12 protein-coding genes are annotated in these 12,818 nt (G+C 28.7%); 7 read left to right on the top strand and 5 right to left on the bottom strand.

The genetic code is table 11. The features are described 5' to 3' along the window. Positions 1–39: 39 nt before the first annotated feature. Genes O6B72_RS03975 through O6B72_RS03965 form a run of 3 tightly spaced genes read right to left on the bottom strand, consistent with a single transcriptional unit; the run spans position 40 to position 3,238 of the window. Positions 40–1,380 (bottom strand): sensor histidine kinase, encoded by a 1,341-nt coding sequence (locus tag O6B72_RS03975; protein WP_269492280.1) that lies wholly within the window; start codon positions 1,378–1,380, stop codon positions 40–42. Continuing rightward, positions 1,374–2,039, bottom strand: coding sequence for a response regulator transcription factor (locus O6B72_RS03970; RefSeq protein WP_156846765.1), 666 nt, complete (start codon positions 2,037–2,039; stop codon positions 1,374–1,376). Before O6B72_RS03970 ends, O6B72_RS03975 begins: the two co-directional genes overlap by 7 nt. After that, positions 2,027–3,238, bottom strand: a complete 1,212-nt coding sequence (locus tag O6B72_RS03965) for an MFS transporter (protein WP_269492279.1) — start codon at positions 3,236–3,238, stop codon at positions 2,027–2,029. The genes O6B72_RS03970 and O6B72_RS03965 overlap by 13 nt, the downstream gene beginning before the upstream one ends. Before the next feature lie 118 nt (positions 3,239–3,356). On the opposite strand from O6B72_RS03965, the gene pstS reads away from it, so the two are divergent. The 7 genes from pstS (at position 3,357) to abc-f (ending at position 10,250) form a co-directional block, all read left to right on the top strand. Continuing rightward, on the top strand, positions 3,357–4,382 hold the full coding sequence (pstS, locus tag O6B72_RS03960; protein WP_156846763.1) for a phosphate ABC transporter substrate-binding protein PstS: 1,026 nt from the start codon (positions 3,357–3,359) through the stop codon (positions 4,380–4,382). Between the two features lie 58 nt (positions 4,383–4,440). Further along, positions 4,441–5,322 (top strand): phosphate ABC transporter permease subunit PstC, encoded by an 882-nt coding sequence (gene pstC, locus O6B72_RS03955; RefSeq protein ID WP_269492277.1) that lies wholly within the window; start codon positions 4,441–4,443, stop codon positions 5,320–5,322. Beyond that, complete coding sequence (gene pstA / locus O6B72_RS03950; RefSeq protein ID WP_101636606.1) at positions 5,319–6,179, top strand: phosphate ABC transporter permease PstA; 861 nt, start codon at positions 5,319–5,321, stop codon at positions 6,177–6,179. The genes pstC and pstA overlap by 4 nt, the downstream gene beginning before the upstream one ends. 3 nt (positions 6,180–6,182) lie before the next feature. Continuing rightward, the gene (gene pstB, locus O6B72_RS03945) at positions 6,183–6,968 is read left to right on the top strand and encodes a phosphate ABC transporter ATP-binding protein PstB (protein WP_156846760.1); all 786 of its coding nucleotides are present in this window, start codon (positions 6,183–6,185) and stop codon (positions 6,966–6,968) included. Beyond that, complete coding sequence (locus tag O6B72_RS03940; protein ID WP_244079114.1) at positions 6,952–7,431, top strand: nucleotidyltransferase family protein; 480 nt, start codon at positions 6,952–6,954, stop codon at positions 7,429–7,431. The genes pstB and O6B72_RS03940 overlap by 17 nt, the downstream gene beginning before the upstream one ends. Then, positions 7,406–8,227, top strand: coding sequence for a substrate-binding domain-containing protein (locus O6B72_RS03935; RefSeq protein WP_269488476.1), 822 nt, complete (start codon positions 7,406–7,408; stop codon positions 8,225–8,227). The genes O6B72_RS03940 and O6B72_RS03935 overlap by 26 nt, the downstream gene beginning before the upstream one ends. Before the next feature lie 70 nt (positions 8,228–8,297). Continuing rightward, on the top strand, positions 8,298–10,250 hold the full coding sequence (gene abc-f, locus O6B72_RS03930) for a ribosomal protection-like ABC-F family protein (protein WP_269492276.1): 1,953 nt from the start codon (positions 8,298–8,300) through the stop codon (positions 10,248–10,250). Between the two features lie 22 nt (positions 10,251–10,272). Here abc-f and O6B72_RS03925 read toward each other — a convergent pair whose 3' ends face one another. Beyond that, complete coding sequence (locus O6B72_RS03925; protein ID WP_269492275.1) at positions 10,273–10,944, bottom strand: hypothetical protein; 672 nt, start codon at positions 10,942–10,944, stop codon at positions 10,273–10,275. Between the two features lie 38 nt (positions 10,945–10,982). Then, the gene (locus O6B72_RS03920; RefSeq protein ID WP_269492274.1) at positions 10,983–12,680 is read right to left on the bottom strand and encodes a Na+/H+ antiporter NhaC family protein; all 1,698 of its coding nucleotides are present in this window, start codon (positions 12,678–12,680) and stop codon (positions 10,983–10,985) included. Positions 12,681–12,818 lie beyond the last annotated feature (138 nt).

Genomic DNA, 12,818 nt, shown 5'->3' with positions numbered 1-12,818 from the left:
TAATTTATCCTTTTTATGAAAAAAGATTATATCAAATTTTTAAAACTCAAAACCAAAAGTTGAGCCTTTATTAAATTCGCTTTTAATTATAAAATTAAAATTATGTACTTTTAAAATTTGTTTTACTATGTAAAGTCCCAATCCAAGAGAGTTATCCCAGCTATTTTTACTTACTCTAAAATATCTTTTTGTTATTAAATTTAAGTTTTCTTCTTCTATTCCTATTCCGTTATCTTTTACAAAAAATGAGTGTTTATTTATCTGTAAAATAATTTCATCATTTGAATATTTCAAAGCATTTTCACTTAGATTTAATATAACTTGTTTTATTAAAATTTTATCAGCTTTTATTAAAGTATCGTTGCCGCTTATTAAAATATTTCTATCTTTATACTTTTCTAAAAGCTCGTTTTTAACATCTTTTACAATTTCTTTTAAGTTAAACTCATTGATATTTAAAGTAATTTCTTTTTGGGTGAAGGAGAGTTTTATCTTATCAACTAAATTTACTATTTTTTGTGAGTTTTTTATGATTTTTTCTATGAATTTGTTTTTAAACTCTTCACTCATTAAGGAATCATTTTTTAAAGTATCATATGAAGCTTTTATAATGGCAACCGGGTTTTTAAACTCATGCGAAATAGCACTTAATATCCCTTCAAGCTGAGTATTTTTAAGACGAATTTTAGCAGCTTTTTGATTTAATTTTTTATCAAGTTTTATTATATCAATTTTAACTTGATTGAGTTTTTTATATATTAAGTCAATCTCTTTTATAAATGAATTTGAAATATTAAAGGAGTAATCTTTTTTAGAAATTTTATCTAAAAAGAAATTTATCTTTACTATCTCTTTTCCTATAATTTTGCTAAAAGTTCTATTTATTAAATATGTTAAAATTAAAAAAATAATGAAAATTAAAAATAGTTTTAAAAAAAGATTTTTTAAATTTATATAGCTATTTTCTAGGTTTGTAGCAACAACTATTATATATGATTTATTTGATATTTTAACGCTACTTGCTTCATATATTATTGGTTGTTTATTTATATAGTCAAAATCGGTTTTATTTATCACGTTTTTAAGTCCTAAAAAAATATCAAGCTTTATTATTTCATTGTTGCTTAGTGTAAATTTACCTAAATCTTCATCAAAAACCGCAATATAGGTATCTGTTTTTAATGCCAGACCTTTTATAAAATCGTCTGATAAATTTCCTGGAGTTATGCTTAAAATTTCTTTTATAGTATTAAGTTTATTTACTGCTTTTTCATAGTTTCTTTCTTTATCAGCCTTATAGGTAAAAAAAGAAAAGCTAAAAAACATAATCAAAAAAATAGTTATGAAATTTATAAAAAAAATTTGATAGATTTTTAACAAAGCATATATCCTTCACCTCTAATTGATTTTATATATTTTTTTTCTTTTGTTGGATCAATTTTTTCACGAAGTCTTTTTATAGCAATATTTACTGTTTTTTCGCTTGAGTTTTCATCATTCCAAATCGCACTTAAAAGATAGTCTCTTGTGAGTAAAATATTTTTATTTTTTATAAACTCAACAAGTAAATTTGTCTCTAATTTAGTTAGCTCAACATTTGTGTTGCCAATTAAAACTTCAGCATTTGTTAAATTTATAAAAATATCTTTAAATTTATAAATATCTGCTTTTTTCTTTGTTCTTTTTAGAACGGCTTTGATTCTTGCAAGTAGATTATCCATTTCAAAAGGCTTTGTTATATAGTCATCGCCTCCTGCTTCAAAACCCTCAAGCTGCTCATTCATAGAAGTTTTGGCGCTTAAAAAAATTACTGAATTATTGTATCCTTTAAGTCTTAAATTCTTAATAAACTCACTTCCCTCGATGCCTGGTAAGTTTCTATCTACTATTAACAAATCAACATTTTCTTCATTTAAAAGTTGCTCAATTTTAGAAGTGTTTAAAAAACCAAGTACTTCATAGCCTGCTTTTGTAAGATTATACTCAAGAAGATCTAGCATATCCTCTTCATCATCAATTACTACAATTAAACTTTCCAAAACAAAACCTTTTTGAATCTAACAAGTAAAATTATGCAAATTATTGCACTTAAAGCACACATTAAAATTCCACATCTTGGCTTAAAGCTATCAACCAAAGCACCACTATAAATTGCACCAAATGGTATGCTTCCTTGAAAAAACAATGAATAAATACTCATAACTCTTCCTCTATATTCATTTTTAGTTTTTAGCTGAATGGTTGAGTTTATACTAGAACTTGCAACAACAAAGAAAAACCCTGTCATTAAAAGAAACAGCCCACTTATATAGAAATTTGAACTGAATCCTGTTAAGATTAAGAAAACAGAAGCCAATATTGGGGCAGCAAAAATCATTTTAAAATTAAGTTTTCCAAAACTTGCTATAAAAAGTGCACCCAAAAATGAACCAATCCCTAAAAAACTCATTAAATATCCAAATGTCTTCTCATTTCCATTAAGTTCAAATTTCGCTAATGCAGAAATTGTTACATTGTAATGTGGTAAAAATAGAGCCATTATCAAAAGTAAATATAACATGCTTGATATGATATGATTATTTTTAGCATAAATTAGTCCATCTCTTATAGAATAAAGCATATTTTTAGATCTGTTTTTTGATAAAATTCTCCTATTTTTTATAAAAAATAGACTTACTATAATAGCCGCAAAGCTAACTGAGTTTATTAAGAAACAATACTCTATACCAAAACTAGCTATTACAAGTCCGGCAAGTCCTGGCCCTAAAATTCTTGCCACATTAAAACTCATTGAGTTTAGGGCAACTGCGTTTGGTATAAATTTATCATCTTCTATTATCTCATAAACAAAACTTTGTCTAGCTGGAGCATCAATACTTAAAAATATTCCATTTAAAAAAGAAAGCACCATTATCATTAAAAATGAAATTTCAAACATTGTCATCATTAAAGTAAATAAAATAGCTACTATCATAAGTCCTGTTTGAGAGATAAAAAGTAGCTTTCTTGTATCGAATTTATCAACCAAAGCTCCTGAGATTAGAGTTAAAAAAAGTGGTGGTAAAAACTGAGCTACGGCAACCAAACTTACCAATAATGCATTATTTGTAATACTAAGGGCTAGCCAAGGTTGAGCGATACTTTGCATCCAAGAGCCAATTAGTGAGACATTCATCCCAATCCAATAAATTTTAAAGTTTTTAAATTTAAAAGAGGCAAGTGGCTTAAGTTTATTCATAGTGAAAGTATAGCTAAATTTTATGAGTTTAGTCTAAAAATTTATCTACTTATAAAAGTTTCCAAAAAGTTATAAAGTTTTCTTACAATTGCTTCAAATTTTAGAAAAAGGATAAAAAATGGTAAAAAAATTAGCTATTTTAGCAGTCGCTTCGACATTTGTTTTTTCAAATTTGAGTGCAAATGACAAAATTTCAGGTCAAGGTGCAACTTTTCCAATGCCCGTTTATAAAGAGTGGACAAAACTATACTATAAAGATACAAAAAATCAAGTAACTTATAGTGGTGGTGGAAGTGGAAAAGGAGTAAGTGCTATAACTGATAGAAATGGAAATTTCGGTGGAACTGATGCAGCTTTAACAAAAGAAGAGTTAAAAGAGAAAAAACTTTTACAATTTCCAGGAGTTACAGGAAGTGTTGTTTTAGCTTATAACATAAATGGTGTAAAAGATCATGAATTAAAACTTGATGGCAAAGCAGTTGCAGGAATTTTTAGCGGAAAAATTACAAAATGGGATGATGCATACTTAAAAGAGCTTAATCCAAATTTAAAACTTCCTGCTGCAGACATAGTTCCAGTTGTAAGAAGTGAATCAAGCGGAACAACATTTAATTTTACGAGCTATTTAGCAAGAGCAGATGAAGACTGGGCTAAAAATTACGGTGCTGCAAAAACAATTAATTGGGGTGCAAAAGTAACTCCAGCTCAAGGAAATCCACTTGTTGCAAAAACAATAAAACAAACTTCAAACTCAATTGGATATATTGAATATGCTTATAAAGTTCAAGAAAATTTAGCTGCAGCAACTCTAAAAACAAAAAATGGTGACTGGGCTGAGCCAACAAAAGAAAACTTTGATCGTGCTGCATTAAATTCAAATTTCAGCATTGATGAGCATTTTTATGATGTTTTAGCATATAGTGCTGGTGAGAAATCATATCCGATAGTTGCAGCAACATTTATCGTTTTGCCAAGTGACAATACTGGAGATGGTAAAAAAGTAACTAAATTTTTTAAATGGGCATTTACAAGCCAAAAAGCTAAAAAAGCAGCTACTGATTTAGGATATTTACCACTTCCCGATGATACCGTTAAGATGATTGAAGAGTATTGGAAAAAATACGACATTCAACCAAATAACTAAATTTAAAAACTCTCTGTGAATTCTCGCAGAGAGCTATAAGCTCACAAAAAGGTTTATAATGACAGGTTTTCAGTGCCATGCTTTAAGAAATGAAAAAATATTCTCATTTTTTGCAAAATTGTCTTCAATTTTAGTTTTAATTATTTTACTTATTATTTTTCTAACACTTTTTTATAGAGCACTCCCTGCTATAGATGAATTTAGGTTAGGGTTTTTATTTGATTCTACTTGGGATGTGGCAAATAAGCGTCTCGGTGGTGCAGCTGCTATATTTGGAACGATAGTTTCAACATTTATAGCTATGCTTTTAGCTACGCCTGTTGCTATTGGTATAGCTATATTTTTAACAGAAATTGCTCCATTCAGAGTTAGGACTTTTTTTAGTGTAAATATTGAATTACTAGCGGCAATTCCCTCTATTGTTTATGGAATGTGGGGTTTTTTATATTTTGTTCCTTTTGTTCAAAAGCTTTTTGAAGGAACTGGGCTTGGGCTTTTAACTGGTGGACTTGTTTTATCAATTATGATTCTGCCATTTATTGCCTCAGTTACAAGAGATAGCATGGAAACAACTCCATCCATTTTAAAAGAATCAGCTTATGCCTTAGGTGCTACTAAATTCGATGTTATAAAAAATATTATTTTTCCATATGCAAAAGCAGGGATTATTGGTTCAATTATTTTAGCTTTAGGTAGAGCTTTTGGTGAGACTATGGCTGTTGCGTTTTTGCTTGGTGGAATTTCTGTTATTCCTGGCAATATTTCAGATCCAGCAACAAGTATCCCAGTAACACTTGCTTTACAATTTGGCGAGGCAATGGGAATGCCTGTTTATGAAAGTTCAATGTATTATTTAGCGCTTATTTTATTTGTAATTAGCTTTATTACGATTGCAGTTGCAAAATTTGCACTACTTAGAAAAAAAAGGGTAATAAAATGAGTGATAAATTTATAGCCATAAGAGAAAAAGCCGCTGCAAAAAGAGTAAGAACTAATAAAATAGTAAATTATGTCTCTATTTTCTTTGCAGTTTTGGGACTGTTTTTTTTAGTGTGGATAATGGTAACTTTGATAGTTAAAGGAATAGCTGGATTTAGTAGTTCTATTTTTATAGATGATACTGTTTTTGGCGGGCTTAGAAATGCTCTTATTGGACATACTATTTTAGTAGGAATTGCCTCAATTATAGGAATTCCAATTGGACTAATGGCTGGAACATATCTAAGTGAATATGGCGGAGCTAATGATAGAAAATCAAACTTTATAAGAAATATGAGCGATATTATGATGAGTACGCCATCGATTGTAATTGGTGCATTTATTTATGCTGTTGTAGTATCACCATTTGGTTCTTATAATGGATTTGCTGGAGCTTTGGCTTTGGCCGTTATGATGATACCAGTTGTATTAAAAACAACTGATGATATGTTAACTTTGGTTCCACAAAGTTTAAGGGAAGCAGCGTTTGCTTTGGGTGCACCAAAATATAAAGTTACAATGCAAATTGTATTTCGTGCGGCAAAAAATGGTATTTTAACTGGAGTTGTTTTAGCTGTAGCAAGAGTTTCAGGTGAAACTGCACCGCTTTTATTTACTTCAGGTGCGTGGGATTTTTTAACTTTAAATCCATTTGGTCCAATGCCAAGTTTGACAAATACAATTTATGAATTTACCCAAAGTCCTGATGCAGACTTAAACTCAGTTGCGTGGGCGGGAGCATTTTTGTTAGCGGTTGTGGTTTTGGGTGTAAATATAATTGGAAGAATTTTAATAAAAACAAAGAAAAATAAAGGATAATTTATGGCAACAATAACAGAAGTTAAAGAAAATCTTGCTTTAAGCATAAAAGATTTCTCATTTTGGTATCAAGGAAGCAATAAGCCAAACTTAAATAAGATTAACATGCCAGTGGCTGATAAAAAAGTAACTGCTTTGATAGGGCCATCAGGATGTGGTAAATCAACTCTTTTAAGGTCAATTAATAGAATTCATGATCTTTATCCAGGAAATCGCTACGAAGGTGAGATTTCGTTTTGTGGTGAAAATATTTTAAACAGCAATATTGATTTGATAAATTTAAGGATAAAAATCGGTATGATTTTTCAACAACCTACTGCTTTTCCAATGAGTATAAAAGATAATGTTGAATATGGCTTAAAGCTTCAAGGCATAAAAGATAAAAAAACATTATCTCAAATTACTGAAAGTGCCTTAAAAGGTGCAAATATATGGGATGAGGTAAAGGATAGATTAAATGATGATGCAGGCGGACTTTCAGGAGGCCAAAGACAAAGACTTTGTATAGCAAGAGCTATTGCAGTAAGTCCTGATATTTTGCTTTTTGATGAGCCAACTTCAGCACTTGATCCAATCTCTACAATAGCTATTGAAGAGCTTATACATAGACTAAAAAAAAACTACACAATTGTTATTGTAACTCACAATATGCAACAAGCTCTAAGAGTTAGTGATTATACAGCATTTATGTATTTAGGAGATTTAATCGAATTTGGTAAAACCGAGCAAATATTTAAAAATCCAAGAGAAAAACTTTTACAAGAGTATGTAGGTGGAAAATTTGGATAATACTAATTTGCCAAAGGGCATTCAAGATAAGTTAATTAAAAAACTAAAATCATTAAACCCAAGAGAAATTTGGATTTTTGGAAGTTATGCTAAAGGAAATCCAAAGCCAAGTAGTGATATAGATCTTTTTGTGATTAAAAAAAAGATAAAAAAAGATTTTCATGAAGATATTGTAAATTTAAGAAATGAGCTAAATAAGCTAGGAGAAAAATATGGTATTGATATAGATCTTTTTATAGATACAAAAGATTTAGTTGAAGAAAAACTTTTAGATGAAGATGAGTTTTACACCTCTGTTTTTAATGGAGCTAGTAGAATTTATACAAAAAAAGATGGGATAAATATCTCAATTTTACTTCAAAAAAAGAGTTGGTTTGATAGAATTATGCAAAAAGTTAGAATTATTTTTATAAAATTTTTTGGAATTAAGGATAGCAATGCTGCAAAAAATAGTGAAATTTAGTTTTATATTTTTATGCATAAATTTATTAAATGCTTATGAGCTTAAAGGGTATGGTGCAACATTTGCAGGCGATAAAGTGGTTGAACTTTCAAATTTATATAAATTAAAAACTAAAAATGAAATTTTATATTTTCCAATTGGATCAAGTGGCGGAATAAAACAAGTTTTGCTTAATAAAGCTGATTTCGCAATAGTTGATATAGCTTTTAAAGATGATAGTTTAGAGTTTATACCATTTATAAAAAGTCCAATTTCCATAAGTTACAATTTACCAAATATATCAAATTTGGTTTTAACTCCAAATTTGATATCTAAAATTTTTATAGGAAAAATTAAGTTTTGGAATGATAAAGAAATAGCTCTTTTAAACCCAAATTTAAATCTACCAAATGAAAAAATAATTTTTTTTCATAGATATGATGGATCTGGCACTACATTTACAATATCATCTTTTTTAAAAAATAATAGTGATTTTTGGAATTTAGAAAACAGTGAGTTTATAAATTTTAAGCTAGGAATTGGAAAAAGGGGAAATAAAGATTTAGCTCTTTTTATAAAACAAACTCCTTATTCTATTGGATACACTAGTTACTACTATACACAAAATTTAAACTCAGCTTATTTGGAATATAAAGGTACAATTTCTCATCCAAAAGATGACAATTATCCTTTGCAAAATTATAGTTACTTTATATATAAAAAAAATAGTTCAAAAAAAAAGAATATTGAAAAATTTATTAAATTTACAAAACAAAACTACAATCCAAAAGATGATAAATTAAGTTATTTTGACTAAAATCAAGCTATTTTATTATAAATTTAACTTATTTGATATAGAATAATAAAATTTATTATAAGGAAATTTATTGGCACTTGTTGATTTAATAGATGTAAAAAAGAAATTTGGTACAAAAAGTATTTTAAATAATGCAAATTTAACTATAAACGATAAAGAAAGAATTGCCATTATTGGAAAAAATGGTGGTGGAAAATCAACTCTTATGAAAATAATTGCTGGAATTTATATACCTGATGATGGAAGAGTTGTTACGCAAAATGGTATAAATGTACAGTATCTTGAACAAGCTCCAAATTTCAAATCTCATTTTACAGTTGAACAAGCTATAAGATCAGAACTTAAAGAGATATATAGTGCACTTGATGAATATACAAAAACTTTAAATTTACTTTCCAATGATCCTCAAAATAAAGACTTAATACAAAAGCAAAACGAACTTAGCAAATTTATAGATACACACGATGCGTGGAATATAGAAAATAAAATAACTCGTGTAATTGAACATTTTGAACTTGATGAATTTAAAGATAGAGCTATTTCAACTTTAAGTGGTGGTGAGATAAGGCGTGTCGCACTTGGCGGACTTATCTTAAAAAAACCTGATGTGCTTTTATTGGATGAACCAACAAACCATCTTGATGTTTACATGGTTAAATTTTTAGAGGAAATGATTATTTCTAGCAACCAAACAATAGTTTTTATAAGTCATGATAGATATTTTATAGAACGCCTTGCTAATCGTTGTATAGAAATAGAAGATGGCGAAATTCAAAGTTTTGATGGTGGATATGAAAATTATTTAATTAAAAAACAAGAAATGTTAGCTTCTATGCAAAAAAGCTACGAAACTTTAATAAAAACTTTAAAAAGTGAAGAAGAGTGGCTTAGACGCGGAGTAAAAGCTAGGCTTAAAAGAGATGAAGGAAGAAAACAACGCGTTATTCAAATGCGAGAAGCTGCAAAGAAAAATCCTGGAATTATACGAAAAGTAAAACTTGAGCTAGAAAGAGCAAATGTTAGTTTTAATCACGGCGGACTTGGGCAAAATAGAAAAAAAATGCTTTTTGAGTGTGTAAATTTAACAAAAGCATTAGGTGGAAAAACACTTTTTAAAAATTTTAATACAAGAGTTTTGCAAGGTGAGAGGATTGGAATAGTAGGAAAAAATGGAAGTGGAAAAAGCACACTTTTAAAAACATTTTTGGGTAGAATTTCACCAGATAGTGGAGTTATAAAAAAAGGTGAATTAAAAATCGGATATTTTGATCAAATGAGAGAGGGTATTAACGACGATGATAGCTTAATAGAAGTTTTTTGTCCAAATGGTGGGGACCATGTTTGGGTTAGAGGTAGATATATACATGTATATGGCTATTTAAAAAACTTTCTTTTCCCAAAAGAGTTTTTAACTCAAAAGGTTGGCTCTTTAAGTGGTGGCGAAAAAAATAGAGTAGCTTTGGCTTTACTTTTTACAAAAGAGTATGATTGCTTAATTTTAGATGAACCTACAAATGACCTTGACATTGCTACAATTAATATCTTAGAAGAGTATTTAATGAGTTTTGAAGGTGCTGTTATAATAGTAAGTCACGATAGATATTTTGTAGATAAAGTTACAAATAAGCTTTGGATTTTTGAAAATAGCGGAAATATTAATCAAACATACATGCCATATAGTGAGTATTTAGAACTTGAAGATGAGATCGAAGAGCTTGATGAAATAGAAAAAGATGCCAAAGAAAAAGTAAATGAGCAACAAGCTCAAAAAAGCTTACAACCAAAAACTCAAACAAAATTAAGCTTTAAGCAAAATAAAATTTTAAATGAGTATCCAGCTGAAATAGAAAGACTTGAAAACCGTATAAAAGAGCTAAATCACGCACTTTCAACGCCTGAAATTTATAAAGAAGTAGGAATTCAATCTCTTTTTGAGGAATTAGAAGAAAAAAAGGGAAATTTAACAAATATGGAAAATGAGTATTTTGAAATTTTGGCGTTGGCTGAGAGTTTAAAAAGTTGAAAGCTTAATACTCTTTTAAAATTTAGTTAATTTTATTTTTACTATTTTTATACAACCACAAAAGATGCAACACTCTTAAATTTATCACAACGGTACTTATATAAAAAGCAATTCCTTGAAAAATAGCTGTGGTATATGAAGCACCAAGCTTTGTTTGGTATTTTTGTAAATAAGTTATGTTATTTCGTCTTTCAAAGATATCACCACAATCATTTAAAAAATTTCCGCTAAAAAAATAATATAAAATATAAATAAAAAACAGGTAAACACAAATCAGTAAAATAAAAAGTAAAAATGGATTTTTAACTAGTTTTAAATCTTGTTCGTTTATTTTACCAACAACACCATCTTTTACAGGTTCATTTATACCTAAGAAACCATTTAAAATCACAAGCTTATAAAAGTAGTTTTTAAAATGCCAAATAGTATAAATAAGCCCAATAACTAGCATAAAACAAAAGTAAAACACTATACCGCTTTTTATATTTTCATCTTTATCTAAGATATCAATCACTGGGATAAATTTAAAAAAATCTATAAATTTTGAAGCGTTTGGATAAAATTTTTCTATATCATAAGGCACGATTAAGGCAAAAAATAGATAACTTAATACAAAGAGTGTTTGGATAATGTAGTATTTTTTAATTGAATATGATTTTTTATTTTTTAAATTTAAAATAAATTTTTCTTTCATATCTTTTGAAATTTAGGGTGTAAATTTACACCCTAAATTTATTCAACTTTTTTACCAATTGTTTTTAAAATAATAAATATAAAAATTACTCCAAGTGCCAATGAAAATACCACCGGTAGTCCAAAAGATACAGGTAAATAGCCAATAAGTACTGAAATTGCACCTATTAATAACGCATAAGGCATTTGTGTTGCAACGTGATCTATGTGATTACATCCTGCCCCCATTGAAGAAAGTATTGTTGTATCTGATATCGGTGAACAGTGATCGCCAAATATCGCTCCTGTTAATACAGAGCCAATATTTATTATCATATATGAGTGAAGTGTATGCTCTGTTAAGCCATTGTATCCGCCTATTGCAAAAGCTAAAGGTATGGCAAGTGGCATTAAAATACCCATTGTTCCATAACTTGTTCCCGTAGAAAATGAGATAAATGATCCAAGTATAAAAATAGTTGTTGGAAGAACCCAAAGTGGAACTGAATCTGATAAAATTCCTACTAAATATCTCGAAGTTCCTAAATCTTTAATGATTGAACTAAGTGACCATGCAAGTAGTAAAATAACTATTGTAATTATCATCGTTTTCCAACCCTTTACCCAAACACTAATTGCTTCGCTAATTGTAAATATTTTTCTATAAACACCCATAAAAATAGCAACTACAGTCGCAAAAAGTGCAGCTTGAAAAAGCACAACCGAAGCATCAGCATTACCAAAAGTTTCTCTTAAAGCAAATAGTGAAAAAGGATCAGCTTTAACTTGTTCTAAAATTTCACCCTCTAATGCTCCAAGGCCATTTAGATAAAAACCTAAAATCGCACCAAACATTAAAACTAAAATTGGAATTATTGCATTTGATGTTTGAAGTTTAACACCTGCTTTAGGAAGAATTGACTTATCTTCTATGTCATCCATTTTTATATTGTTTTTTGATGTTGTTATGCCAGTTGTTCTAGCTCTTAGTTCAGCTTTATACATAGGGCCAAATTCTCTTGCTGTAATAGCTGTAGCAAAAACAAAAATTATCATAAATATATTATAAAATCTATATGGAAGTGTCTCTAGAAATATCGCAAATGCATTTACATCAGTCATTCCGATGATTTCATAAGAAGACTTTATAACAGAAAGTTCATACCCAATCCATGTTGAGATTATAGCTATTCCAGAAATAGGAGCAGCTGTTGCATCTATAATAAAAGCTAGTTTTTCTCTTGAAACTTTAAATTTATCAGTAACTGGGCGCATTACAGGTCCAACAATAAGGGCATTAGCGTAATCATCAAAGAAAACAAAAAGTCCCATTAGCCAAGTTGAAATTTGTGATGATTTATGGTTTTTAGCTTTTTTTGCAAGCCACTCAGCGACCGCTTTTGTGCCACCCATTCTTGTGATTAGCGCAACAACACCGCCAATCGCTAAAACTTGAAGAATTATTCCTGCATTCCATGGATCTGCCATTGAGTGAACCATTCTATTGCAAACATTTACAAAACCTTTTATAAAAGCACTAAAAATATTATCTTGTGCTATAAACATCATAAATGTTCCACTAAAAACGCCTATAAAAAGAGAAAAAATAACATCTTTTGTAATAAAAGCCAATGTGATTGCAACAACCGGAGGGATAAGTGTTAAAATTCCAAATTTTTGAGCATTTAAATCAGCTAACTCATTTCCAAACATAAGTATTGGAAGAAATAAAAAAATCGTAAAAATAAACCTTTTCATGTAAAACCATTTCTTGTTAATTTAATAAATCTTGCATTATAACAAAATTATCTGTAAAAACTGCTTTTTCATTATTTTTTTATTAAATTTATGCTAAATTACATTTTATAAAATTTTATAATAAAAATTAATGGAGAA

The organism is Campylobacter ureolyticus, from assembly GCF_027277485.1.
Lineage (GTDB): Bacteria > Campylobacterota > Campylobacteria > Campylobacterales > Campylobacteraceae > Campylobacter_B > Campylobacter_B ureolyticus_B.
The sequence above is the reverse complement of the archived record's forward strand: the minus strand, read 5'-3'. Positions and strand labels throughout refer to the sequence as shown.

Excerpts from the sequence above, each read along its gene's own strand:
- pstA (WP_101636606.1), top strand. The coding sequence starts at position 5,319 with ATGAGTGATAAATTTATAGCCATAAGAGAAAAAGCCGCTGCAAAAAGA.
- pstB (WP_156846760.1), top strand. The coding sequence starts at position 6,183 with ATGGCAACAATAACAGAAGTTAAAGAAAATCTTGCTTTAAGCATAAAA.
- pstS (WP_156846763.1), top strand. The coding sequence starts at position 3,357 with ATGGTAAAAAAATTAGCTATTTTAGCAGTCGCTTCGACATTTGTTTTT.
- pstC (WP_269492277.1), top strand. The coding sequence starts at position 4,441 with ATGACAGGTTTTCAGTGCCATGCTTTAAGAAATGAAAAAATATTCTCA.
- O6B72_RS03925 (WP_269492275.1), bottom strand. The coding sequence starts at position 10,944 with ATGAAAGAAAAATTTATTTTAAATTTAAAAAATAAAAAATCATATTCA.
- O6B72_RS03920 (WP_269492274.1), bottom strand. The coding sequence starts at position 12,680 with ATGAAAAGGTTTATTTTTACGATTTTTTTATTTCTTCCAATACTTATG.
- O6B72_RS03965 (WP_269492279.1), bottom strand. The coding sequence starts at position 3,238 with ATGAATAAACTTAAGCCACTTGCCTCTTTTAAATTTAAAAACTTTAAA.
- O6B72_RS03935 (WP_269488476.1), top strand. The coding sequence starts at position 7,406 with ATGCTGCAAAAAATAGTGAAATTTAGTTTTATATTTTTATGCATAAAT.